Here is a 23,723-nt window from a genome sequence, read left to right as displayed (position 1 = left end):
GGGACTACAGGCCTACGGGACTACTGGCGAGTACGAGCAGAACTCTGCCCGCCCCCGGCGCCCACGTCGAGAGTGCGGACCCGCCCGGCCGTCGGCACGCCGCCCCGTTCAGGCCGGCCGGGCCGCTCCCGTGCTGTCCCGCTCGATCAGCCGCGGCACCGGCACCCGCACCGTCCGGGCCGGGCCGCCGTCCAGCAGGGCCGTCAGCTCCGTCGCCGCCGTGCGGCCGAACTCCACACTGTCCCGGGACAGGGCGGACAGCCAGGGCTTGACCATGCGGCACAGTGCCGAGTCCTCCCAGGCCACCACGGACACGTCCGCCGGCACCGAGAAACCGAGTTCGGCCGCGGCGGCGACCCCGGCGACGGCCATCACGTCGTTGTCGTAGATCAGGGCGGTCGGGGGAGCGGGCGCCTCCAGGACCCGGCGGGTGACGGCGGCGCCCTGCGCGTCGGAGTAGTCGGTGGTCACCGACTCGACCTCGCCGAGGCCGCGCCGGGCGGCCTCGGCGCGCAGGGCACGGATGCGGCGCTCGGTGTGGGCGAGGCCCGGCATTCCGGCGATGTGCGCGATCCGCCGGTGCCCGAGCGAGTGCAGCGCGTCCACCAGCGCGGCCATCGCGCCCGCGTCGTCCGCCCACACCGTGGACAGGCCCGGGTGGCGTTCGTCCGGCGCACCGCCGATCACCACGGCGGGCAGCCCCAGTCCGTCGAGCAGGTCCGGGCGCGGATCGTCGGTGCGCGGGTCCACCACCAGGACGCCGTCCACCCGGTGTTCGGCCCACCAGCGCCGGTAGACCGCGCACTCGTCGTCGACGTCCGGCGCCACCTGGAACAGCAGCCCCAGATGGCGTCGCGCCAGCACTTCCTGGATGCCGGAGACCAGTTGCAGGAAGAAGGAGTCGACGCCGAGGGTGTGCGCGGGCCGCGCCAGCACGAAGCCGACGGTCGCCGCGCCCTCCCCGGACAGCGCGCGCGCCGCCGTACTGGGCCGCCAACCGAGCTGCTCGGCCACCCGGCGCACCCGGTCCCGGGTGATGTCGGAGACCCCCGGCCGGTCGTTCAGCGCGAACGAGACCGCGCTCTCGGAGACCCCGGCCCGCCGCGCGATGTCCTTCATCGTCGGCCGGCGCGCGGCAGGCCGCTTGGCCGGCATGTACGCCCCTTTCTCGGTGGTGAGGTAAAGCGTGGTGAGCTAAAGCGCTTGAGTGGAAAGATCCTAAAGCGCATTAGTGGATCGTGGCAAGTAACGCGACTGATGCCGCCTGAACTGGACTAATGCTCTCCACGTGTCTTTAGTTCCCGTGAATCCATTGACTTCTCGCGGAATCGCCGTGCATGGTCGCTGCCATCCCACCGTCGACGTCTTCAGGGAGACGTGTCACCGTGCCCACCTCGCGCAGAACATTCGCTGTCGCCGCCGTCGCCGCCCTCGTCCTGCCGCTCAGCGCCTGCGGCTCCTCGGACGACGGCGGCGGTTCGACCGACGCCTCGGGCAAGGTCGAGGGCGACATCACCTTCCAGACCTGGAACCTGCGGGCCAACTTCAAGGACTACTTCGAGGGCCTGATCGCCGACTTCGAGAAGAAGTACCCCGGCACCCACGTCAAGTGGGTCGACCAGCCCGGCGAGGGCTACGCCGACAAGATCAGCGCCGACGCCGCCGGCGGCACCCTGCCCGACGTCGTCAACGTCTCCCCGGACCTCGTCGCCCCGCTCGCCAAGGCCGGCCTCGCCCTCGACCTGGACAAGGCCGCGGGCCAGTACGAGAAGGAGTACCTGGAAGGGGCCTGGGCCAGCCACCGGATACCGGGCATGGACGGCACGTACGCCTTCCCCTGGTACCTCAACACCGGCCCGCTCTTCTACAACAAGTCCCTCTTCGAGAAGGCCGGACTCGACCCCGAGAAGCCGCCGAAGACGTACGACGACGTCTTCGACGCCGCCCTGAAGATCGCCGACAACACCGACGGCGAGGTCGCCACGCTCGCCAACGTGCCCACCATCGAGGACTTCGGCCGCTACGGCGTACCGCTCATGAACAAGGAGGGCACCGCCTTCGCGTTCAACGACGCCAAGGGCGTCGAACTCCTCACCAGGTACAAGGAGCTGTACGACGCCAAGGCCCTCGACCCGCAGGCGCTGACCGCCACCCCCGAGTCCACCGGGAAGAAGTTCCTCACCGGTGCCGTCGCCATGAACCCGGGCAGCGCGCTCGACCTCGCCAAGTTCAAGAAGCAGGCGCCGGACCTGTACAAGAACATCGGCATCACCGACCAGATCACCAGCACCGGCCACGTCAACATGTACGTGATGGGCCTGATGGTGAACCAGCAGAGCGAACGCAAGCCCGCCGCGGTCGCCTTCGCGCACTACGTCACCGACGCGGCGCACCAGATGTCGTTCGCCAAGCAGGTCGCGATCTTCCCGAGCACCGCCGGTTCGCTGGAAGACCCCTACTTCACCAAGCAGGACGGGACCGACGAGACGCGTGTCCGGGTCGCCGCCGCCAAGTCGCTGAAGACGGCAGTCAACTACACGCCCGTACTGTTCAGCGAGCAGATGAAGACGGAGCTGCGCAACGAGGTCGCCAAGGCGCTCCAGGGCAAGCAGAGCCCCGAGGAAGCCCTGGACAACGCCGTCAAGGCGTGCGACCGGCTCCTGACGCAGCAGGGCTGAGACGTCATGGCGAGTCCCACCGTCACCGGCCCCCGGCGCGGCACTCAGGGCGGCACTCAGGGCGGCACCCAGGGTGTGACCCGGCGCGTGCGGCGTCAACTGCCCACCAGTCCCTGGCTGTTCGCCGCTCCCGGCCTGCTGATCGCCGGCGCGTTCATCCTGTACCCGTTCGTCTCCACGCTCATCAACTCCTTCACCGACCGCCGCACCCTGGTCCCGGGCGAGTTCGTGGGCCTCGCCAACTTCCGCGAGCTGCTCCACGACGACATGTTCTGGATCGGCCTGCGCAACAGCACCCTGTACGTCCTCGGGGTCGTCCCCGCGCTCGTCCTGCTGCCGCTGCTGCTCGCCCTGCTGGTGCAGAAGAACATCCCCGGCATCACCTTCTTCCGCTCGGCCTTCTACACCCCGGTCGTCGCCTCGATCGTCGTCGTCGGGCTGATCTGGGTCTGGCTCCTCGACGAGCGCGGCCTGGTCAACTCCCTGCTGGAGACGCTCGGTGCCAGTCCGGTCGGCTTCCTCAGCGACCAGTGGCTGATCCTGCTCAGCGCGATGGGCGTCACGGTGTGGAAGGGCCTCGGCTACTACATGATCATCTACTTGGCGGCGCTCGCCAACGTGCCGCGCGAGCTGCACGAGGCCGCAGCCGTGGACGGCGCGGGCGCGGTCCGCCGCTTCCTCACCGTCACGGTGCCCGCCGTCCGCTCCACCATGGTCCTGGTCGCGGCCCTCTCCTCGGTCGCCGCCTTCAAGGTCTTCTCCGAGGTGTACCTGATGGCGGGCCCCAGCGGCGGCCCGGCCGGCGAGGACACCACCCTCGTCATGCTCGTCCAGCGCACCGGCACCGGCCTGACCGGCCGCGTCGGCTACGCCTCGGCCATCTCCGTCGTCGTCTTCGTCGTCACCGTCGCCCTGATGCTGCTCGTGCTGCGCGCCGACCGGAAGGAGGAGTCGTGAGCGTCGTCGAGAAGACCCGGCCCGCCGGGAAACCAGAGGCCGCGCCGGCCCGCGAACCCCGGATCACCGACGAACACGGCCGCCGCGTCCGCGGCTGGGAACTGGCCCTGCGCTACCTGCTCCTGCTCGGCGTCCTCGCCCTGACCATCGGCCCGTTCCTGTGGCAGCTCTCGACCTCGCTCAAGGGTCCCACCGAGGACATCTTCAGCTCCCCGCCGAAGTTCCTGCCCGCCGAGCCCACCCTGCACAACTACGAGCGGGTCGCCGAGACCATCCCCGTGTGGGACTACGCCCTGAACTCGCTGAAGGTCGCCGCGGCCAACGTCGTCACCAACTGCGTCGGCGCCGCCCTCGCCGGCTACGCCCTGGCCCGGCTGCGCTACCGCGGGCGGCGCGTCGCCACCCTGGTGTTCATCCTGGCCATGCTCGTGCCCGTGGAGGGCATCATCATCGCCCAGTTCACCACCATGCGGGAGCTGGGCCTGAACAACACCCTGATCGGCGTGGTGCTGCCCGGCTGTGTCAGCGCCCTGAACGTGCTGCTGATGCGCAACGCCTTCCTCAACCTCCCCTACGAGATCGAGGAAGCCGCCTACGTCGACGGCGCCAACGTCTGGCAGCGGTTCCTGCGGATCGCGCTGCCCTCGGTGAAGGGCACCCTCGCCGTCGTCGCGATCTTCGCCTTCATGGGCGCCTGGGACGACTTCCTGTGGCCGCTGATCGTGCTGAGCGACCCGTCCAAGTTCACCCTGACCATCGGCCTCAACTACCTGCACGGCACCTTCGCCAACGACGAGCGCCTCGTCGCCGCCGGCACGATCATCGCCGTGGCGCCGCTCATCGCCCTCTTCGCCTGCCTCCAGCGGTTCTTCTTCCGAGGCGTCGGCGAGGGCGCGGTCAAGGGCTGATCCACGTACTTCTTCCCCACAAGTTCCCCACAAGGACACCGCATGCCCTCTGCCGTGCGCTTCGGCGTCAACTACACCCCGAGTGACGGGTGGTTCCATCACTGGCTCGACTTCGACCTCGACTCCGTACGCGCCGACCTGGACTCCGTCGCCGCACTGGACGTGGACCACGTCCGCGTCTTCCCGCTGTGGCCCTACTTCCAGCCCAACCGCGCCCTGATCCGCGAACGTGCCGTCGAGCACCTGGTGGCGCTGGTCGACGCGGCCGGCGAACGTGGCCTCGACGTCAACGTGGACGGCCTCCAGGGCCATCTGAGCAGCTTCGACTTCGTACCGGCGTGGACCCGCACCTGGCACCGCCGCAACCTGTTCACCGACCCCGAGGTCGTCGACGGCCAGGCCACCTACCTGCGCACCCTCGCCGCCGCCCTGGCCGGCCGGCCGAACTTCCTCGGCATGACCCTCGGCAACGAGGTCAACCAGTTCTCCGCCGGGCCCCACCCCGACCCGGACCGCGCCACCAGCGAGCAGATCGACGCCTGGCTGGAGCGGATGCTCGCCGCCTGCGAGGAGGGCGCCCCCGGCCGGATGCACCTGCACGCCGAGTACGACGCCACCTGGTACCAGGACGACCAGCCCTTCACCCCGGCCCAGGCCGCCCGGCGGGGCGCCGTCACGGCCGTGCACTCCTGGGTCTTCAACGGCACCGCCCAGCGCCACGGCCGTACCTCCGTGCCCAGCGAGCACCACGCCGCCTACCTGATCGAGCTGAGCAAGGCCTGGGCCGACGACCCGCACCGCCCGGTCTGGCTCCAGGAGGTCGGCGCCCCCGCGCCCCTCGTCCCCGCCGAGCACGCCGCCGCCTTCACCGAGGCGACCATCGAGAACGCCCTGGACAGCCCCGACCTGTGGGGCGTCACCTGGTGGTGCTCCCACGACGTGTCCCGGGCGCTGGCCGACTTCCCCGAGCTGGAGTACGGGCTCGGGCTGCTGACCAACGACCGCCGTCCCAAGGACACGGCGCGCGCCCTGGCGAGCGCGGCGCGTGCGGCCCGCGGGGGAGCCCGCCCCACCCCCGCCCCGCGCACCACGGCCCTCACCGTCCCGGCCGACCCCGCCGCGCGCTCGGCCTGCGCCCCCGGCGGCGCGGTCTTCGACGCCTTCTTCCGGCTGGTCGCCGACGGCGCCCGCCCCACCACCGTCCTCGACACGCGCGCCGCCGACACCGGGCACCTCGCGGCCCGCGGCATCACCGAGGTCGTCACCCCCGACCAGGTGACCGCCCCGTGACCCCCGCCCGGCGCGGCACAACGAGGGCGCCGCACGATTCGAAGTGCGTGCCGCTGGGGAGCTGTACCTGACGTCGGCCCCCGCCACCGTGACCCACCACCGTGACCCACCCCTGGTAACCACCCGAGCCCGTAACCACCCGCCCCCCGACCCCGGAGCACCCGCATGCATGACGACCGCAACCTGGTCGAAGCCCGCCTCAAGCGTGTCCTCGACGAGCGCGTCCGCCCCGCCCTCTACCCGGAGTCCGTGCCACTGGACGTGGCGGTCTGGAACGCACCCGGCGAGCCCGTCCCGGTCGAGGAGGGACTGGCGGCCGAACCGCAGCCCGTCGAGGTGGGCGCCCGCTGGGGCGCGCCCTGGGGCACCAGTTGGTTCCGCGTCACCGGCACCGTGCCGAAGGAGTGGGCCGGGAAGACCGTCGAGGCGATCCTCGACCTCGGCTTCGACGAGAACATGCCCGGCTTCCAGTGCGAGGGCCTGGTCTACCGACCCGACGGCACCCCGGTGAAGGGCCTCAACCCGCGCAACCAGTGGGTGCGGATCGGCGCCCCCGCCGAGGGCGGCGAGGAGGTGTGCCTGCACGTCGAGGCCGCCTCCAACCCCGTCGTCCTCGACTACCACCCCTTCGTGCCCACGCACCTCGGCGACAAGGACACCGCGGGCAGCGAGCCGCAGTACACGCTCACCCGCATGGACCTCGCCGTCCTCGACGAGACGGTGTGGAACCTGGTGCTCGACCTGGAGGTGCTGGGCGAGCTGATGGCGGAGTTGCCAGTGGACTCGCCGCGCCGCTGGGAGATCCTTCGCGCGCTCGACAAGGCCCTGGACGCCATCGACCTCCAGGACGTGAACGGCACGGCCGAGCAGGCCCGTTCCCGCCTCACCGAAGTGCTCTCCACCCCCGCCGTCCCCTCCGCGCACCGCATCAGCGCCGTCGGCCACGCGCACATCGACTCGGCGTGGCTGTGGCCGCTGCGCGAGACCGTGCGCAAGGTGGCCCGCACCACCTCCAACATGACCGCCCTCCTGGAGGACGAGCCGGACTTCGTCTTCGCCATGTCGCAGGCCCAGCAGTGGGCGTGGGTGCGCGACCACCGGCCCGAGGTGTGGGCGCGGGTGAAGAAGGCCGTGGCGGACGGGCGTTTCGTGCCGGCCGGCGGCATGTGGGTGGAGTCGGACACCAACATGCCCGGCTCGGAGGCGATGGCCCGGCAGTTCGTGCACGGCAAGCGGTTCTTCCTCGACGAGTTCGGCGTCGAGAACGACGAGGCGTGGCTGCCCGACACCTTCGGATTCGCGGCCGGACTGCCGCAGATCATCAAGGCGGCCGGCACCAAGTACCTGCTGACGCAGAAGATCTCCTGGTCGCAGACGAACAAGTTCCCCCACCACACCTTCCGCTGGGAAGGCATCGACGGCACCCGGATCTTCACGCACTTCCCGCCCGTCGACACCTACAACTGCTCCATGAAGGGCGGCGAGATCGCCCACGCCGCCCGCAACTTCAAGGACAAGGGAGTCGCCCGGCACTCCCTCGCCCCGACCGGCTGGGGCGACGGAGGCGGCGGCACCACCCGCGAGATGATCGCCAAGGCGGCCCGGCTGCGTGACCTCGAGGGCTCGGCGACCGTCGAGTGGGAGACCCCGCACGCCTTCTTCGAGAAGGCCGAGGCCGAGAACCCGGAGCCGCCCGTCTGGGTCGGCGAGCTGTACCTCGAACTGCACCGCGCCACCCTCACCAGCCAGGCCAAGACCAAACAGGGCAACCGCCGCAGCGAACACCTCCTGCGCGAGGCCGAGCTGTGGGCGGCCACGGCCGCCGTGCGCGCCGGGTTCCCCTACCCGTACGACGACCTGGACCGCGTCTGGAAGACGGTCCTGCTGCACCAGTTCCACGACATCCTGCCCGGCTCCTCCATCGCCTGGGTGCACCGCGAGGCACGCGCGACCTACGACCGCGTCGCCGCCGAACTGAACGGGATCATCGACGCCGCCCAGCGCGCCCTGGCCGGCGAGGGCGGCACCCCGCTGGTCTTCAACTCGGCCCCGCACGCACGGGCCGGCGTGGGGGCGGGCGCCGCCGCGGCCCCCGTCACCGAGGGGCGCACCGACCTCACCGCCCGCCCCGGCGGCGGCCACGTCCTGGACAACGGCCTGCTGCGCGTCGAGGTCGACGACCGCGGGCTGGTGGTCTCGGCGTACGACATCGCCGCCGACCGCGAGACGATCGCGCCGGGCGGGGCGGGCAACCTGCTCCAGCTCCACCCCGACTTCCCCAACATGTGGGACGCCTGGGACGTCGACGCGTTCTACCGCAACACCGTCACCGACCTCACCGACGCCGACGAGGTCGCCCCCGGCGACGACGGCGTCTCGGTGCGTGTCGTCCGCTCCTTCGGCTCCTCCCGCGTCACCCAGGTGCTCATCCTCGCGCCGGGGGAGCGGCGTCTCGAGGTCGACACCGAGGTCGACTGGCACGAGACGGAGAAGTTCCTCAAGCTCGCCTTCCCTCTCGACGTGCATGCCGAACGGTACGCGTCGGAGACCCAGTTCGGGCACTTCCACCGGCCCACCCACACCAACACGAGCTGGGAGGCCGCCAAGTTCGAGGCCTGCAACCACCGCTTCGTCCACCTGGAGGAGCCCGGCTGGGGCGTCGCGGTCGTCAACGACTCGACGTACGGCCACGACGTCACCCGCACCGTCCGCACCGATGGCGACGCCGGTACGACCACCACCGTCCGGGTGTCCCTGCTGCGCGCCCCGCGCTTCCCCGACCCCGAGACCGACCAGGGCGTGCACCGGTTCCGGCACGCGCTGGTGCCGGGCGCGGGCATCGGCGACGCCGTGCGCGAGGGCTGGCGGATCAACCTGCCCGAGCGGCACCTCGCGGGCGGCGCCTCGGAGGTCGCCCCGCTCGTCACGGCCGACCGGGACGCGGTCGTCGTCACCGCCGTCAAGCTCGCCGACGACGGCAGCGGCGACGTCGTGGTCCGCTTCCACGAGGCCCACGGCGGCCGCGCCAGGGCCACCCTGACGGCCGGCTTCCCGGTCGCCGGCGTGGCGGTCACCGACCTCCTGGAGCGCCCGCTCGCCGACGAGGAGCCCGCGATCGAGGCCGACGGCGACCGGATCGCCGTACGGCTGCGCCCGTTCCAACTGATGACCCTGCGGCTGAAGCGCGCGTAGCGCGTCCGGCGGCGGGCCCGGCCGGCACCCGGAAACGGTGCGCCGGGCCCGCCGCTGCGACCGCTGTGACCGCTACGACCGCGTCGGCACCCCGGTCAGCCGCGTCGGCGGCAGATACTCCCGCACATACGTCCGCTCCCAGCACGCCCCCGTCTCCCGCAGTTCGCGCCACGTCGTGTACCGGTAGCGGAACAGCCGGGCGCGCACGAAGCGCGGCGGGGCGTCGGGCGGGAACGGGGAGCGGCGCAGCAGGCGCAGCGTCGCGCGGTCGTTCTCCAGCAGCCGTTCCACCAGGGTGCCGAACCACGACCCGGCGTACGAGGGCGACAGCGCGGCGAACCACATCAGCCAGTCCAGGCGCAGATGGTACGGAGCGAACTGGCGCGGCCAGCGACGTGGATCACCGGGCTTGCCCTTGAACTCGTACTCGCGCCAGTCCCCGTCCTCGCGGGCCGTCTCGTCGGCGGTGCCCTCGATCACCACCTCGTAGCGGACCCGGCTGACGGTCCCGAAGGCGCCGTAGGTGTTGACCAGGTGGAGGGAGTCGAAGGAGCGGTTCATCACCTGGCGACGGGAGATCATGTTGCGCACCGGCCGGTGGCTCAGGAACACCAGCAGTGCCGCCACGGCCAGGACCACGACCTCGTACCAGAGCGGCGCGGCAGCCACGGACGGCGGATCGGCCGGGAACGCGACAACCGGCAGCGCGAGCACGATGGTGATCCAGTTCAGCCAGGAGAAGTTGCCCGAGAGCACCAGCCACAGTTGGGTCGCGATCATCAGCGCGGCGGCGGCGCCCGCCACGGGCTGCGGGGTGAAGAGCAGGAAGGGCACCAGGAGCTGGGTGACGTGGTTGGCGGCCACCTCGACGCGGTGCAGGGGCCGGGGCAGGTGGTGGAAGAACCAGCTCAGCGGGCCCGGCATCGGCTGCGTCTCGTGGTGGTGGTCGAGGCAGGTCAGCTTCCGCCAGCACGCGTCGCCGCGCATCTTGATCAGCCCCGCCCCGAACTCCACCCGGAACAGCAGCCAGCGCAGCAGGAACAGGACGAGGACCGGCGGCGCGACCTCGTCGTTGCCGAGGAACACGGCGACGAAGCCGGTCTCCAGCAGCAGCGACTCCCAGCCGAACGAGTACCAGGTCTGCCCGACGTTCACGACCGAGAGGTACAGCGCCCACGGCACCAGCCACAACAGCATCCCGCCCCACAGCGGCAGCAGCGAGTCAAGACCCGCCACCAGCGCCGCCGACACCGCGCAACCCGCCCAGGCGCAGCCCGCGAAGAGCCGGTCCGAGTAGCGCCACTGGAACAGGCTCGGCGCCCGCCTGAACGGCACCCGCTCCACGAAGCGCGGCACCGGCGTCAGTCCCCGCTCGCCCATCAGGGCCCGGAACTGCAGGGCCGCCGTCAGGAACGCGACCAGGTACACGACGGCCAGCGCCCGCTGGAAGACCAGCCGGCTCAGCCAGTAGTCGGGTGCGGTGAACCACTCCACGGCCGCGCTCCTCTCGTATCCCCTCGTACCGTCTCGTACCGTCACGCTCTGTGTACCCCGGTCCGTGTGCCCCGGTCCGCCGCCCGGTCCCTCCCGGAAGGCACCGGGCGGCGGACCAGGAGTCGAAGATTCGGGCAAATCCTGGCAAGGTGGGATCCATGGCTGATCGGGGAGCGAGCGCCCCGTCACTCCCGGACGACTGGCCCGCCCACCCGGACCCGATCCTGGCGCTCAATCGCATGGGCAGCTTCGACTGGGACCTGGACGCCGGGCTGTTCCACATGGACGCCCAGGCCCACGAGGTGTTCGACCTGCGCCCGGAGGAATACGACGGGCGCCCCGAGTCGCTGTCGGTGCGGGTGCCCACGGCGGAGGTCCGGCGCATGGACGCCATCGTCGCCCAGGCCATGAAGGACGGCAGCGAGAACTACGCCACCTACTTCCGCCTGCGCCGCCGTGACGGCACCCTGCGCTGGACCCACACCCAGGGCTACATCCGCCGGGACGAGACCGGCCGCCCCCGCCGGATCATCGGCATCGTCCGCGACGCCACCCAGGAGATGGCCGAGACCGCGGCCAGCCGCGAGCAGGCCGCGCAGGACGAGGCCCGCCGCCGGCTCACCAACGTCGTCCAGCTCGCCACGGCCGCCCTGGCGCACGCCCGCACGGTGGACGACGTCATCGAGGTGCTGCGCGACACCCACGGCCTCACCCGGCTGGGCGCCGCCAGCCTGGTGATGGGCCTGGTCGAGGCCGGCCGCATCCGGCTGGTCGCCGACGGCCCCGAGAACAGCTTCGTCCCCGGCACCCGGATCACCCGGATCGACGAGCCGTACCCGATGAGCGAGGCCGTACGGACCCTCAGCCCCCGCTTCATCGAGTCGCCGGAGGACTTCGCGGAGCGCTACCCCCTGCTGTGGAAGGACATCACCCACCTCGACATCACCGCGGCCGCCTACCTGCCGCTGATCGCCCAGGCCCGCCCGATCGGCGCGATCGGGCTGCTCTACAGCGACCGGCACGGCTTCTCCCCGGAGGACCGCAACGTGCTGGTCGCGCTCGGCAGCGGCATCGCGCAGAGCCTCCAGCGGGCCATGCTCTACGAGCAGGAGATGGACCTCGCCGCGGGGCTCCAGCAGGCCATGCTGCCGCGCACCATCCCCAGCGTGCCCGGCTGCGACGTCGCCGTCCGCTACCGCGCCGCCTCCATCGGGGGTTCCCTCGGCCGTGACATCGGCGGCGACTGGTACGACCTGATCCCGCTGCCCGGCGGACGCGTCGGCGCCGTCATCGGCGACGTCCAGGGCCACGACACGCACGCCGCCGCCGTCATGGGCCAACTGCGCATCGTGCTGCGCGCCTACGCCGCCGAGGGCCACCCACCGGCCACGGTGATGGCGCGGGCCTCCGTCTTCCTGCACGAGCTCGACACCGACCGCTTCGCGACCTGCCTGTACGCGGAGGTCGACCTGGGCACCGGAGTGGTCCAGGTGGTCCGCGCCGGACACATCGACCCCCTGCTGCGGTTCGGCGACGGCACCTGCCGCCACGTCCGCGTCGAGGGCGGGCTGCCGCTCGGCCTGTCCGCCGAGTTCGGGCGCCTCGCCTACCCGGTCGCCACCCTCGAACTGGACCCGGGCAACACCCTCCTGCTGTGCACCGACGGCCTGGTCGAGCAGCCCGGCGCCGACCTCGACGAGGGGATGGGCGTCCTCACGGCGCTGATCAGCTCCGGGCCCCAGGACGTACGGGACCTGGCCGACCGGCTCATCGACGTGGCCGACGAACGCCGCGGCGACGACGACGTCGCGCTGCTCCTGCTGCGCCGCCACGGTCTTGGCGCCCCCCGGACCTTCGGCCGGGTCCAGCAGCACGTGTCCCCGGGCGACCCCGAGGCCCTCACCGAGGCCCGGCACATGATCCGCACCGCGGTCAGGTCCTGGGGGGCCGGGGGCCAGAGCGACGAGATCGAACTGGTCGCCGACGAGCTGATGACCAACGCGCTCATGCACACCGAGGGCTCCGCGATCGTCACGCTGCGGCTGCTCACCGGCACCGACCGCAAGCTGCGGGTCGAGGTCGAGGACTCCTCCAGCGCCCTGCCGCGCCGCCGCGAGGCCGGGGACGACGGCGTCTCGGGGCGGGGCCTGCTCCTGGTCGAGACGCTCGCCGACGAGTGGGGCGTGGAGGCGCGCGGCGGCGGCAAGTGCGTGTGGTCCGAGTTCGTGGTGGCGCACGGCGCGGGCTGAACCCCCACTGGCACGGTCGGCGGCCGGTGGCACCCTGGACGTATGCCAGAACTGCCCGAGGTCGAGGCGCTCCGCGACTTCCTGACCGAACACCTCACCGGCCGCGAGATCGTCCGGGTCCTGCCCGTGGCGATCAGCGTCCTGAAGACGTACGACCCACCGCTCACGACGCTGGAGGGCCACCGGGTGGCGGGCGTGCACCGCTACGGCAAGTTCCTCGACGTCGAGACCGCCGGCGGCCCGCGTCTGGTGACCCATCTGGCCCGGGCCGGCTGGCTGCACTGGAAGGACAGCCTGCCCAGCGGTATGCCCAGGCCCGGAAAGGGACCGCTCGCGCTGCGTGTCGCCCTGGAGACGGGTGCGGGCTTCGACCTGACGGAGGCGGGCACGCAGAAGCGGCTCGCGGTGTACGTCGTGACCGACCCGCGGCAGGTGCCGGGCGTGGCCCGGCTCGGGCCCGACCCGCTCGCCGACGGCTTCGACGAGGCGCGCTTCGCCGCCCTCCTCGACGGCGAGCGGCGGCAGCTCAAGGGCGCCCTGCGCGACCAGAGCCTGATCGCGGGCGTCGGGAACGCGTACAGCGACGAGATCCTGCACGCCGCGAAGATGTCCCCGTTCAAACTGGCCGCCTCCCTCACCGACGAGGAGACCGCGCGGCTGTACGCGGCCCTGCGCGGCACGCTCACCGAGGCGGTGGAACGCTCCCGGGGCATCGCGGCCGGACGTCTGAAGGCCGAGAAGAAGAGCGGGCTGCGGGTCCACGGGCGTACCGGCGAGCCCTGCCCGGTGTGCGGCGACACCATCCGGGAGGTCTCCTTCAGCGACTCCTCGCTCCAGTACTGCCCGACCTGCCAGACCGGCGGCAAGCCGCTGGCGGACCGGAGGCTGTCCCGGCTGCTGAAGTGACGGCGGACGACGGCGGAGGACGGCGGAGGACGGCGGACGACGGCAGACCAGTGCAGATGTTGGCTGCCGGCGGTGGTCACCCGGCCGGAAGCGTCACCAGATGCTCCCCGTCCGCGGTCCGCACCTCGTAGCGGGCGATCTCGTCGGGATGCAGGGCGGCCCCGCCGCGCATGGTGTTCGTCCGGGCGTCGTGATCCGGGACGTTCCAGCTAGTGATCGTCTGCTCGGTGCCGTCACGGCCGACGGCGACGAGCCGGCACGAGCGCGGTCCCGCCCCGTCCTTGACCTCGAGCCGCACGTCCGTGCCCCAGGTCTCGTCCTCGGCCGTGATCCGCGCCCACACCCCGGACCTGGCATCGGTCGCGGTGACCGGCGCCGCCGGGTCGCCCTGGCTCGCGTACAGCACGGCGCCTGGCCCGGCCACGGCGCACACGACCGCGGCGGCCACGGCGTACAGCACCCGCCTTCGGCCGGCCCGGTGGCGCGTGGTGACCTCGGCCAGCAGCCGGTCAAGCAGGCGCGGGCCGGGCCCGGCCAGGGGGTGGACGATGCGGGGTGTCGCCTGCCGGTACAGCATCAACTGGCGGGCGGCGGGGCCGAATTCGGTCACCTGGGACGCGCACCGGGGGCATTCCATGAGGTGGTCCTCGAAGCGGAACGCTTCCGCCTCGTCCAGCACGCCGAGCGCGTAGGCGCCGACGTCACGATGCCTTTCCAGGGACCTCATGCCGAATCCTCGTGCCGTTGGGTGTGGGTGGGGTCACTCCTTGCTCCCACCCGTACGCACCGGACAGCCGAATCACTCAAGCCACCGCACAATCGCAACCAAGGTGTTCGGAGCGGCGAAAGCGGCGGATTGGTCGGCCCCCGAAGAAGTTTGCGAACAGGTCCGAACGGCCAGAACAGATGGACTTGAACAGATGGACCTAGAACAGATGGATGGCGAGATGACCGAGCGGCAGTCCGAGCTGCCAGGCCGGCGTCCACACCTTCGGGCCCTCGTCCTCTCCGGTCACCGGCGCTCCGCCGGGGACCGCGTTGAGGTCGGGGGCCAGCAGTTCGGTCTCCTGGAGCCAGCGCCAGGCCGCCCGGGCCAGCTCCAGGTCCGGCGAGTGTCGTCCGGCGGCGATCGCGTCGGCCGTGACCTTGGCCAGCCGCCCGTGCACCCACTCGTGCCACGGCTGGTCGTACGCCGTCAGGGACAGCCAGGTCTCCAGGTGGGTGACGACACGGATGCCGCTCAACTCGTTCTCCGTGTCGGACAGGAAGACGGTCAGCGCCAGCGCGTCGCGTCCGGCGCGGAACTCGAAGGACGTCGGCGGCATCAGGTCGCCGGTCCGCAGCAGCTCGTCGGCGATGTACTCGGCGTACAACCACGCCATGGGAACGCTCAGTTCGCCCCCGCCTGTGCCGTCCGTGCTCTCTTGACCTCTGTACAGCATCCCTTCCTGCCTTCCTCCGGTGCGTGCGCGTCGCCCGACCCGGGTCATGGGCCCCCGTCCGGAACACGGATGAGGACAGCCGATTACTCAACCGGGGTCCCGGGCAAGGCGCTTTACGGAGGTTTGACCATACGGTCGGTTTCACCGCAGGTCGGCGGCGTATCCCGGTAGCACCCTGCGCAGGGCGCGCAGCGCGTAGTAAGCGCGGGACTTCACGGTACCGGGCGGGATGCCGAGGGCCGCCGCGGCTTCCGCCACACTCGCCCCCTGGAAGTACACCAGCACCAGGACTTCACGGTGCTCCGGAGTGAGAGTCTTCACAGCCTCGCGCACATCGAGGGCGGCGGCGGCCCGTTCGGCGTGATCGGCGCAGACCCGCGCGTTCTCCAGTACGGCGTCGCCGACCTCCGGGGGGCGTGCCTGACGGGCGCGGCGCGCGTCGATCGCGAGGCGCCGCGCCACGGTGAGCAGCCAGGGCCGTACGGAGTCGAAGTCGTCGGCGCGCAGCGCCTCGGGGTGCTGCCAGGCGCGGACCAGGGTCTCCTGCACGAGGTCCTCGGCGCGTTGCCGGTCGCCGTCGCTGAGCCGCAGCAACAGCGCGAAGAGCGGCCGGCCGTGCTCGCGCTGCAGTGCGGCGAGCTCGTGCTCGGCGGTCGTCCCGTTCGCGGTGTCCGTCAGGGTGATTCCGGCCGTCATGGCCGTATGGCACCGCAGGGGGCCGCGCGGGGACAGGGCGTACGCACGGGTGTGCGGCGGACGGTCGATCGCGTCGACGAACGGTTCGACGAACGGTCGGCACCCCCCGTTCGCGCACGCCGGACGGGCTAATGGGCGTGTCGGAGCCGCCTGTGACAAGCCACGCCTCATTACCTGTTTGTAAGTAAATGTGACTTTTAATCGGTGTGTGACCCAGCGGAGCGAACGGGTGAACGGATGATCACACGCAGTCGGCAGGTGGCCCTGGCCCTGACCGCCCTCCTCACCGCGGGCGCGGCCTGCCAGGCCCGCGACCACGAACCGCCGAACGGCCCGGCGCAGGCCCCGCCCGCCGCGGAAAGCGGCGCCTTCACACTGGTCGCCTCCGGCGACGTACTGCCGCACGACTCGATCATCGAGCGGGCCCGCTTCGACTCCGGCGGCACCGGCTACGACTTCCGCCCCATGCTCGCCGGCGCCCGCCCGATCGTCTCGCGCGCCGACCTCGCCCTGTGCCACATGGAGACCGTCTACGGCGCGAACGGCGACTACAGCGGCTACCCCCTCTTCAAGTCCCCGCCCGAGGTGGCCAAGGCGCTGGCCGCGACCGGCTACGACGGCTGCTCCACCGCCTCCGACCACAGTGTCGACGACGGCGCGGACGGCATCCGCCGCACCCTGGACGCCCTCGACCGCGCCGGCGTGCGGCACGCCGGGACGGCGCGCACAGAGGGCGAGGCGGACACCGCGACGGTCCTGCGCGCCGGCCGGGCCGAGGTGGCCCACCTCGCCTACACCCTCCACACCAACGGCCACCCGCTGCCCCCGGGACAGCCCTGGGCGGTCGGCCTGATCGACGAGGCGCGCATCGTCGAGGACGCGCGGGCCGCCCGGAAGGCGGGCGCGGACGTCGTCGTGGTGTCCCTGCACTGGGGCACCGAATGGCAGGACGCGCCCGACCGGGACCAGTTGGCCCTGGCCCGGAGACTGACCGCCGCACGCACCGGCGACCGCCCCGACATCGACCTGATCCTGGGCACCCACGCCCATGTCCCGCAGGCCTACGAGAAGGTCAACGGCACCTGGGTGGTCTACGGGATGGGGGACCAGATCGCGGGCGAGATGGTCAATGCCGGGGGCGCCCGCGATCCGCGCGGCAACCAGTCGACCATCGGCCGCTTCACCTTCGCCCCGCCCGCCCGGCGGGGCGAACGCTGGAGGGTGACCAGGGCCGAGTTCGTCCCGCAGTTGTTCGACGTCGACGCCGGCCGGGTGGTGAACCTCAACCGGGCCCTGGACAAGGGCGCCGACGTACGCGCCGTGCGCGACCGCATCCGCGACGTCGTCCTCGGCCGGGGCGCGGCCGAGGACGGGCTGGTGATGGCGAAGTAGGCCGGTGGTGCCCGGCCCGGCCCGGCCCGGCCGCGCCGCGGGCTCCGGTCCCGCGCACCCGCTAACGGCGCGCCAGCTCCGACTTCCGGTAGGAGTACGTGAAGTAGATCACCAGGCCCACCAAGAACCACACGGCGAACCGCAGCCAGGTCTGCCACTGGAGGAACGTGATCAGCCAGATCGAGAAGACGATGCCCAGCGCCGGCACGAACGGCATCCACGGCGTACGGAAGGTGCGCGGCAGGTCCGGCTGCCGGTAGCGCAGCACGATCACCGCGGCGCACACCACCACGAACGCCAGCAGGATGCCGATGTTGGTCAGCTCGGCCGCCTCGCCGATCGGCAGGAACCCGGCGATCACGGCCGACGCGCACCCGACGATCCAGGTGACCCGCGTCGGCACGTGCCGCGTCGGGTGCGTCTTGGCGAACCACTTGGGCAGCAGCCCGTCGCGCGACATGGAGAACCACACGCGGGTGACGCCCAGCATGAACGTGAACATCACCGTGAGGATGCCGATGATGGCGCCCACCGCGATGATGTCGGCCAGCGAACTCAGCCCCACCGACTTGAACGCCGTCGAGAAGCCGCTCTCCGGGTCGATGCTCTTGTAGTTCTGCATACCGGTCAGCACCAGACAGGCCGCCACGTACAGCACCATCGAGATGATCAGCGAGTAGATGATCGCCTTCGGCATGTGCCGCTGGGCGTCCTTCGACTCCTCGGCCGCCGTCGACATGGCGTCGTAGCCGAAGACCGCGAAGAACACCGTCGCCGCACCGGTGAACGCCCCGCCGACCCCGAACGGGAAGAACGGGTGGTAGTTCGAGGTCTCGACGTGGAAGACACCGACCCCGATCACCAGCAGCACCACCAGCACCTTCAGTACGACCACGACCATCTCGAAACGGGCCGCGTTCCTGATGCCCAGCGTCAGCAGATACGCGATCAGCAGGCACAGCACGGCCGCGAACAGGTCGACTCGGTGACCGTCCCCGGTGCCGGGCGCACCCAGCATCCAGTTCGGCAGGTCGGCGCCCATCTCGTTGACCAGGAAGCTGAAGTAGCCCGAGATGCCGATCGCGACCACCGCCACGATCGCCGTGTACTCGAGCAGCAGGTCCCAGCCGATGAACCACCCCACCAGCTCGCCCAGGACCGCGTAGCCGTAGGTGTACGCGGAGCCCGCCTTCGGGATCAGCCCGGCGAACTCGGCGTAGGACAGGGCGGCCGCCGCGCTCGCGACGCCCGCGATCAGGAAGGAGACGAGGACCGCGGGGCCCGCAGTGCCGTTGGCGACCGTGCCGGCCAGCGTGAAGATGCCGGCCCCGATGATGCCGCCCACGCCGATCGCGGTGAGCTGCCACAGTCCCAGCGAGCGGACCAGGCCCCCGCCGCTCTCCGTCTCCTCGATGTGCTCGATGGGTTTGCGGCGGAGAACACCCTCACCCATGCGGATCCGGGCCATGCGCCTCACCTCTTCGTGAACGGCAAACGGCTGACGGTGGATCATGATGACTCACACACGTCCGGGACGGAAGCCACGACGCACACCCGGTCCCGAGACCCGGTCCGGACACCCGGTCCCGGCGGTGCTACGGCACCACGGTCACCGGCCAGCGCCCCGCCTTCACCAGCCGGACCGCGACGGAGCCGATGAACCGGTGACCGGCCTGCTCGGAGGCGCCCACCACCACCGCGTCCGCCTTCAACTGGTCGGCCGTCGTCACCAGGCCGCTGTACGGGTCGCCGCGGAACGTGTGGAACTCCCAGCGGATGTCGAATATCCCCTTGACCCGCTCGGTCGCCTCCCGGATCTGGGCCACCAGCTCCTCGGCGATCTCGTCGGTCGTCTCCGCCACCGGCGCCCCGAGCGCCGCACCCCCCGCCAGTACCGGCTGTACGTACACCACGGCGAGCAGGGCACCCTGGCGCCGGGCCAGGCCACCGGCGTAGGCCGCGGCCCGGAGCGAGGAGTCGGAGCCGTCCACACCGACGACGATGACCTTCGGTCCGTCCGTGCCGCGTTCGAACTGATGGGAGTGCTGTTCCGTCACGCGGCGAGGCTATCGGAGTCCTTCGTGATCTTCGGCCGGCCGGGTGGATTCGTACCGCCGCACCGGTGTTGCTCAGGTGCGGCGCGGTCCGGCCGGGCGACTGATGAGTCATGAGAAAGGATCACTTGCCCACACACTTGCCCACACACATGCCCACACGTCGCGCACTGCTCGCCGGTGTCGCGGCCGTCGGAGCGGCCGGCGTCGGCGGTGCGCTCGCGACGGGCCTGGGAAACGGACCGGCCGGGCCGCCCGCCCCCGCCCCGGGACCCCCGCCGCACAGCCCGCTCAAACCCTCGGGCTACCGGCTGAAGCCCCTGACCGGATACGGCAGCCCACGTGCCGCGCCCCGGCAGCCCCCGGTGCGCAGCGAGCCGATCCTGCGCATGACGGGCCGGGGCCGCACCATGCTGCTCACCTTCGACGACGGACCCCATCCCGAGTACACCCCGCAGATCCTGGACACGCTGGCCAAGTACGACGTGCACGCGACGTTCTTCGTGTGCGGGGAGATGGCGGACTACAACCGGGACCTGCTGACCCGGATGTCCGACGAGGGACACGTGGTCGGCAACCACACCTGGTCCCACCCACTGCTGACCAAACTCACCCGGCGCCGCATCCGCTCCGAGATGGAGCGCACGAGCGAGGTCGTCGAGCAGGCCTACGGTGAGGCGCCCCGCTGGTTCCGGGCCCCCTACGGGGCGTGGAACCGCGCCACCTTCCAACTCGGCTCCGAGCTCGGCATGGAACCGCTGGCCTGGACCGTGGACACCCGTGACTGGACCACCCCCGGCACCGACACCATCGTCGACCGGGTCGAGGACGGCGCCGCCCCCGGCGTCGTGGTGCTCTCGCACGACGCCGGGGGCGACCGGTCGCAGAGCGTGCGCGCCCTGCGGCGCTATCTGCCCGAGCTGCTCGACTCCGGCTACCACCTCACGGTCCCGCGGAGGCGCCTGCTGTGACCGCCGCCGCGCCCGCCCGGCCGGGGCACGCTCAGCGGACCTCGACCAGGCGGGCGAACGTGACGACGTTCCCGTCGTAGCCGTTCTGCTTGGAGAAACCGCCGCCGCAGGTGATGACCCGCAATTCGGGGCTGCCCTTCGAGGCGTAGACCCGGTCGCCGGGGAAATTGTCCTTCTCGAACACCTCGATGCCGTAGATCTCGAATACCGCCGTCTTTCCGTCCTGGCGGTGGATCTCCACCTTGTTTCCCTTTTTCAGGGCGCCGAGTCCGTAGAAGACGGCGGGGCCCTGCTGGTTGTCGACATGGCCGACCACGACCGCCGTGCCCTTTTCCCCGGGGGCGACCGCGCCGGTGAACCAGCCGGCCAGATTCGGGTCCTCGGGCGGCGGCGCGTCCACCCAGCCGTCCACGTCGAGACCGACCGCCATGACCGGCGCGTCGACCTGGATGGCGGGGATGGAGACCCGGTCGGGCACCGAGTACGGCAGCGGCTTGACACTGCCCGCGGCGCCGTCACCGGAGCCCGCGCGGGTGTCCGGGGCGGCGGCGGCCGACGCCGGCTGCGGCGGGCCCACGTCGAATTCCCCGGAGCCGTTGCGGACGAGCGCGAGACCGGTCAGCAGAACAAGCGCTATCACGCCCCAGGGAGCGCGCTTCCGCCGCCGCTCCTCCTCTTCGGCCAACTCGGAGTCGTACATTCGCCATCCCCTCTCGACCCGGCCGTCGCCGGATCATCCGCGCATACGAGCACGCTAAGCGCCGCGCGTGGGACCGGCGACGGGGCGGCGGCGAACGGGTGGTGCGCGCGTCCTTCGGTGAGCCATCCGGGATTTCCCCGGCGGAGATTTTCTGACGGTGCGTGACCTGCGGCGATATCCACTCGCGCGGTTTTGGCCCGGTACCGCCCTCACCAGGACGGACCATTCCCGAAATGCGGCCTCGTGCAAGGCAACTGAGGGTCTTTCTGGGAGGCGCTTTCTCGCCGATCGACCGGGGACGGGTCCCGGGGCGTCTTCCGCGGAGGATCACATGCGCAACACTCGTGCCCTCGCGGCAGCCGGCGCCGCCGTCGCTGTCCTCGGACTGGCCGCCCCCACGGCCACCGCCGGCGGCGACCACAACCAGCCGAGCAACATCGTCGCCCTGCCCAGCGTCATCGCCCGCGGCGGTCAGATGACCGTCACGGTCGACGGCTGCCCCCAGGGCGGCACGATGACCTCGGACGCGTTCCGGACCACCCACCTGACCCCGGTCAGGGGAGCCAACGAGACCTCCAAGGGCAGAGCCACCATCAAGGAGGACGCCCGGCCCGGCTCGTACGACATCACCGTCAACTGCTCGGGCAGGCGGCTGACCCGCCCGGCGGCCTTCACGGTCATCGGCGGTGTCCGCGGCGGGCTCGGCGGCAGCAGCTCCAGCGGGGCGACCCCGACCGACATCGCGATCGGCGGCGGGCTCGTCGCCGCGGCCCTCGCCGGTGGCGGCCTGTTCTGGATGCGCCGCCGGGCCGAGCGCCGGTTCTGACCCGTTCCCGTCCACCCGTCCACCCGCCCACACGACAGGGCTTCGCCCCGGATCCGGCAAGGGTCCGGGGCGAAGCCCTGTGCGCGCGGTGCGGTGGGATCAGGTGCCGTCCCCGCCGGGACGGCGGCGCGAGAGGTGGTACGCCGTGCCCACCGCACCCGCGATGAGCGCCACGCCGAGCCCGATCTGCTTCACGTCGAACCCGGCGACGCTGCCGCCCTCACCGGCGTGCACCCCCTTGGAATGACGGGGCTCGGGAGTCGGACGGTGCGAACCGTCCGCGATGGTGAGGTTCACGGTGCCGGTCCGCTCCTTGCAGGCGAACGACACCTGGTAGACCGCCCCGCGGCGGGCGTCCCGGTCGACCCGCGCCGTCGCCGACGACTCGTGCCGGGGGATGGTGACCGTGTCGAACACCGGCGAGGTGACCGTGACCCGGCCCCGGCAGCCCGCGGCGGTGCGGCCCACCCCCAGCGTCACCTCGCCGCCCGGCTCCACGATGCCCGGGTGGACGGTGAAGCCGAACGTCGAGTTGTCTCCGCCGACGGCGGCCCCGGCCGGTACGCAGGCGGAGAGGGCGGCGACGCCCAGCAGTGCGACCGAGGCGACGGGTATCGCGCGCATGGTGAATCCTCCGGGTCCCCGAGGAGCGGCGGCGGACCTGTTCCGCTCGCGCCAGGAATGCACCTCGATGTCCGAAACGCTAGGAAGCCGTGCGCGCGGGCGCGATCGCAGTCGCGCGAATGGGGCACGAGGGTGGGCCGCCCAGGGGCGTCTCAGGGGGCGCCCCAGGGACGGTGACGGCGTGGTCGGCCGTCCCCTGGCGCGGTGTCAGCCTCCGATCCCGGGGAAAAGGCTCAGGAACGGGTCGGTCGAGGCCGCCACGCCCCGGCTGAAGGGGGCGTCGAAGTCCCAGATCAGGAACAGCAGGAAGGCGATCAGCGCCGAGAACAGTCCGGCCAGGACCAGTTCGCGGGTGGTACGCCGGATCTGCAGGGCGAAGACCATCCCGATCGTGATGACGCCCCCGGCGATGAGCCCGAACCACACCACCCCCGGCATGGTCGCCCCGGTGGACTGCGCCCGGGTGGTACGGGCCTGGTCCGCGATGGCCACCTGGTCGACGAGGGGCTGGTACGCCTGGGCCTCGAAGTCCGACTTCGGCTCGTAGTCGGTGACGTCCGCGCGGACGCGGTCCAGCAGCTCGGTGCCGCGGTCGGTCACCTCGCCGTCATCGGCCATCGCCTTCCACTCGGTGGTGACGACGTGTCCGACATAGGCGTTGACATCCTCCCGGATGCGGTCACGGACGTCGGGCGGATAGCTGCGGACGCGTTCCGAGATCTCGTGCAGCGCCACGGCCTCCGTCTGCACGTTGTCCTGGGCGGCACTGCGCGCCTCCCAGACACCGGCGATGGCCAGGCCCAGGACGATGGCGTACACCACGCCGATCCACATTGTCATGTACTCGATGACGTCGGGAGTCTCGGTGATGTCCTCGTCGTCGGACGCCGCGCGGTGCCGCAGGAGGGTGACGATGACCACCACGACACAGGCGGCCAGCATCGCGAGGGTGAGAACAAGCCATTCCGGCAAGGGAGGCCTCCAGGATCAGCGCGCACGGAGCGCGGCGACGGCTACCACCGCGGGCACCGTGATGAGCAGGACGAAGACGAGCGGCGACGTGGTCCCGCGCGAGGACCGCTGCGGCGGCCGGGCGGCGCGGTGGCGCGGATAGTGCACCGGGCTCAGCGAAGGCCGCGGCGTGGGCGTGGGGGTGGGAGTGGCCGACGGGACGGGCGCGGGAGCCGCCGGACGGACCGGCGGCGGGGTGGGACGGGGCGTCGGGGTCGGAGCCGGGGCGGGCCGCGGAGGCGGCGGCGGTTCGGGCCTCGAGGCCGGTGGTGCCGGTGGTACCGGCGGGGGAGGCTTCGGTACGGGGGGCCGTGGGGGAGCGGGCTTCTGAGG

The 23,723-nt window shown here is 71.6% G+C and carries 21 protein-coding genes; 10 read left to right on the top strand and 11 right to left on the bottom strand.

The window, feature by feature from the left end; genetic code table 11:
* Positions 1 to 108 precede the first annotated feature (108 nt).
* A complete protein-coding gene (locus KUM40_RS17625; protein ID WP_217166945.1) occupies positions 109 to 1,155 on the bottom strand; it encodes a LacI family DNA-binding transcriptional regulator in 1,047 nt (348 codons plus the stop codon).
* Positions 1,156 to 1,385: 230 nt separating this feature from the next.
* Between KUM40_RS17625 and KUM40_RS17620 the strand changes: the two genes are divergently transcribed.
* The 5 genes from KUM40_RS17620 to KUM40_RS17600 all read left to right on the top strand — a co-directional run bounded on the left by KUM40_RS17620 (position 1,386) and on the right by KUM40_RS17600 (position 9,025).
* Positions 1,386 to 2,678 carry an ABC transporter substrate-binding protein gene (locus KUM40_RS17620; protein WP_217166944.1) on the top strand — a complete coding sequence of 431 codons (1,293 nt, stop codon included), beginning with the start codon at positions 1,386 to 1,388 and terminating at the stop codon, positions 2,676 to 2,678.
* 6 nt (positions 2,679 to 2,684) lie between these two features.
* Positions 2,685 to 3,635 (top strand): carbohydrate ABC transporter permease, encoded by a 951-nt coding sequence (locus KUM40_RS17615; RefSeq protein ID WP_217166943.1) that lies wholly within the window; start codon positions 2,685 to 2,687, stop codon positions 3,633 to 3,635.
* Positions 3,632 to 4,543: a carbohydrate ABC transporter permease gene (locus KUM40_RS17610; protein ID WP_217166942.1), complete on the top strand. Its 912-nt coding sequence runs from the start codon at positions 3,632 to 3,634 to the stop codon at positions 4,541 to 4,543. Before KUM40_RS17615 ends, KUM40_RS17610 begins: the two co-directional genes overlap by 4 nt.
* A 42-nt stretch (positions 4,544 to 4,585) precedes the next feature.
* A complete protein-coding gene (locus KUM40_RS17605; protein ID WP_217166941.1) occupies positions 4,586 to 5,833 on the top strand; it encodes a cellulase family glycosylhydrolase in 1,248 nt (415 codons plus the stop codon).
* A 165-nt stretch (positions 5,834 to 5,998) separates the two neighbouring features.
* Positions 5,999 to 9,025 carry a glycoside hydrolase family 38 C-terminal domain-containing protein gene (locus KUM40_RS17600; protein WP_217166940.1) on the top strand — a complete coding sequence of 1,009 codons (3,027 nt, stop codon included), beginning with the start codon at positions 5,999 to 6,001 and terminating at the stop codon, positions 9,023 to 9,025.
* Positions 9,026 to 9,097: 72 nt separating this feature from the next.
* Here KUM40_RS17600 and KUM40_RS17595 read toward each other — a convergent pair whose 3' ends face one another.
* Positions 9,098 to 10,519 (bottom strand): lipase maturation factor family protein, encoded by a 1,422-nt coding sequence (locus KUM40_RS17595; RefSeq protein ID WP_217166939.1) that lies wholly within the window; start codon positions 10,517 to 10,519, stop codon positions 9,098 to 9,100.
* Between the two features lie 158 nt (positions 10,520 to 10,677).
* On the opposite strand from KUM40_RS17595, the gene KUM40_RS17590 reads away from it, so the two are divergent.
* Together KUM40_RS17590 and KUM40_RS17585 are read left to right on the top strand one after the other, a co-directional pair.
* Positions 10,678 to 12,768, top strand: a complete 2,091-nt coding sequence (locus KUM40_RS17590; protein ID WP_217166938.1) for a SpoIIE family protein phosphatase — start codon at positions 10,678 to 10,680, stop codon at positions 12,766 to 12,768.
* A gap of 42 nt (positions 12,769 to 12,810) precedes the next feature.
* Positions 12,811 to 13,674, top strand: a complete 864-nt coding sequence (locus tag KUM40_RS17585; RefSeq protein WP_217166937.1) for an Fpg/Nei family DNA glycosylase — start codon at positions 12,811 to 12,813, stop codon at positions 13,672 to 13,674.
* 76 nt (positions 13,675 to 13,750) lie between these two features.
* Here the strand turns inward: KUM40_RS17585 and KUM40_RS17580 are convergent, their stop codons facing one another.
* The 3 genes from KUM40_RS17580 to KUM40_RS17570 all read right to left on the bottom strand — a co-directional run bounded on the left by KUM40_RS17580 (position 13,751) and on the right by KUM40_RS17570 (position 15,812).
* Positions 13,751 to 14,401, bottom strand: coding sequence for a zf-HC2 domain-containing protein (locus KUM40_RS17580; RefSeq protein WP_217166936.1), 651 nt, complete (start codon positions 14,399 to 14,401; stop codon positions 13,751 to 13,753).
* 199 nt (positions 14,402 to 14,600) lie between these two features.
* The gene (locus KUM40_RS17575; RefSeq protein ID WP_217166935.1) at positions 14,601 to 15,116 is read right to left on the bottom strand and encodes a hypothetical protein; all 516 of its coding nucleotides are present in this window, start codon (positions 15,114 to 15,116) and stop codon (positions 14,601 to 14,603) included.
* Between the two features lie 141 nt (positions 15,117 to 15,257).
* A complete protein-coding gene (locus KUM40_RS17570; RefSeq protein WP_217166934.1) occupies positions 15,258 to 15,812 on the bottom strand; it encodes a sigma-70 family RNA polymerase sigma factor in 555 nt (184 codons plus the stop codon).
* A gap of 237 nt (positions 15,813 to 16,049) precedes the next feature.
* Here KUM40_RS17570 and KUM40_RS17565 point away from each other — a divergent pair, with 237 nt between their 5' ends.
* Positions 16,050 to 17,204 carry a CapA family protein gene (locus KUM40_RS17565; protein ID WP_217166933.1) on the top strand — a complete coding sequence of 385 codons (1,155 nt, stop codon included), beginning with the start codon at positions 16,050 to 16,052 and terminating at the stop codon, positions 17,202 to 17,204.
* Between the two features lie 61 nt (positions 17,205 to 17,265).
* Here KUM40_RS17565 and KUM40_RS17560 read toward each other — a convergent pair whose 3' ends face one another.
* Together KUM40_RS17560 and KUM40_RS17555 are read right to left on the bottom strand one after the other, a co-directional pair.
* Positions 17,266 to 18,672: an amino acid permease gene (locus KUM40_RS17560; protein ID WP_217166932.1), complete on the bottom strand. Its 1,407-nt coding sequence runs from the start codon at positions 18,670 to 18,672 to the stop codon at positions 17,266 to 17,268.
* Positions 18,673 to 18,799: 127 nt separating this feature from the next.
* Positions 18,800 to 19,261, bottom strand: a complete 462-nt coding sequence (locus KUM40_RS17555) for a universal stress protein (RefSeq protein WP_217166931.1) — start codon at positions 19,259 to 19,261, stop codon at positions 18,800 to 18,802.
* Positions 19,262 to 19,371: 110 nt separating this feature from the next.
* Between KUM40_RS17555 and KUM40_RS17550 the strand changes: the two genes are divergently transcribed.
* The gene (locus tag KUM40_RS17550; RefSeq protein WP_217166930.1) at positions 19,372 to 20,229 is read left to right on the top strand and encodes a polysaccharide deacetylase family protein; all 858 of its coding nucleotides are present in this window, start codon (positions 19,372 to 19,374) and stop codon (positions 20,227 to 20,229) included.
* A gap of 31 nt (positions 20,230 to 20,260) precedes the next feature.
* Here KUM40_RS17550 and KUM40_RS17545 read toward each other — a convergent pair whose 3' ends face one another.
* Positions 20,261 to 20,929 (bottom strand): class F sortase, encoded by a 669-nt coding sequence (locus tag KUM40_RS17545; RefSeq protein ID WP_217166929.1) that lies wholly within the window; start codon positions 20,927 to 20,929, stop codon positions 20,261 to 20,263.
* A 331-nt stretch (positions 20,930 to 21,260) separates the two neighbouring features.
* Here KUM40_RS17545 and KUM40_RS17540 point away from each other — a divergent pair, with 331 nt between their 5' ends.
* Positions 21,261 to 21,755, top strand: coding sequence for a hypothetical protein (locus KUM40_RS17540; protein ID WP_217166928.1), 495 nt, complete (start codon positions 21,261 to 21,263; stop codon positions 21,753 to 21,755).
* A 99-nt stretch (positions 21,756 to 21,854) separates the two neighbouring features.
* Here KUM40_RS17540 and KUM40_RS17535 read toward each other — a convergent pair whose 3' ends face one another.
* The 3 genes from KUM40_RS17535 to KUM40_RS42150 form a co-directional block, all read right to left on the bottom strand.
* Positions 21,855 to 22,379: a hypothetical protein gene (locus KUM40_RS17535; RefSeq protein WP_217166927.1), complete on the bottom strand. Its 525-nt coding sequence runs from the start codon at positions 22,377 to 22,379 to the stop codon at positions 21,855 to 21,857.
* Between the two features lie 207 nt (positions 22,380 to 22,586).
* Positions 22,587 to 23,351 (bottom strand): DUF4239 domain-containing protein, encoded by a 765-nt coding sequence (locus KUM40_RS17530; protein WP_217166926.1) that lies wholly within the window; start codon positions 23,349 to 23,351, stop codon positions 22,587 to 22,589.
* A gap of 15 nt (positions 23,352 to 23,366) precedes the next feature.
* Complete coding sequence (locus KUM40_RS42150; RefSeq protein WP_302180873.1) at positions 23,367 to 23,498, bottom strand: hypothetical protein; 132 nt, start codon at positions 23,496 to 23,498, stop codon at positions 23,367 to 23,369.
* Positions 23,499 to 23,723 lie beyond the last annotated feature (225 nt).

It is taken from the genome of Streptomyces sp. AC512_CC834, from assembly GCF_019049325.1.
Classification (GTDB): domain Bacteria; phylum Actinomycetota; class Actinomycetes; order Streptomycetales; family Streptomycetaceae; genus Streptomyces.
The sequence above is the reverse complement of the archived record's forward strand: the minus strand, read 5'-3'. Positions and strand labels throughout refer to the sequence as shown.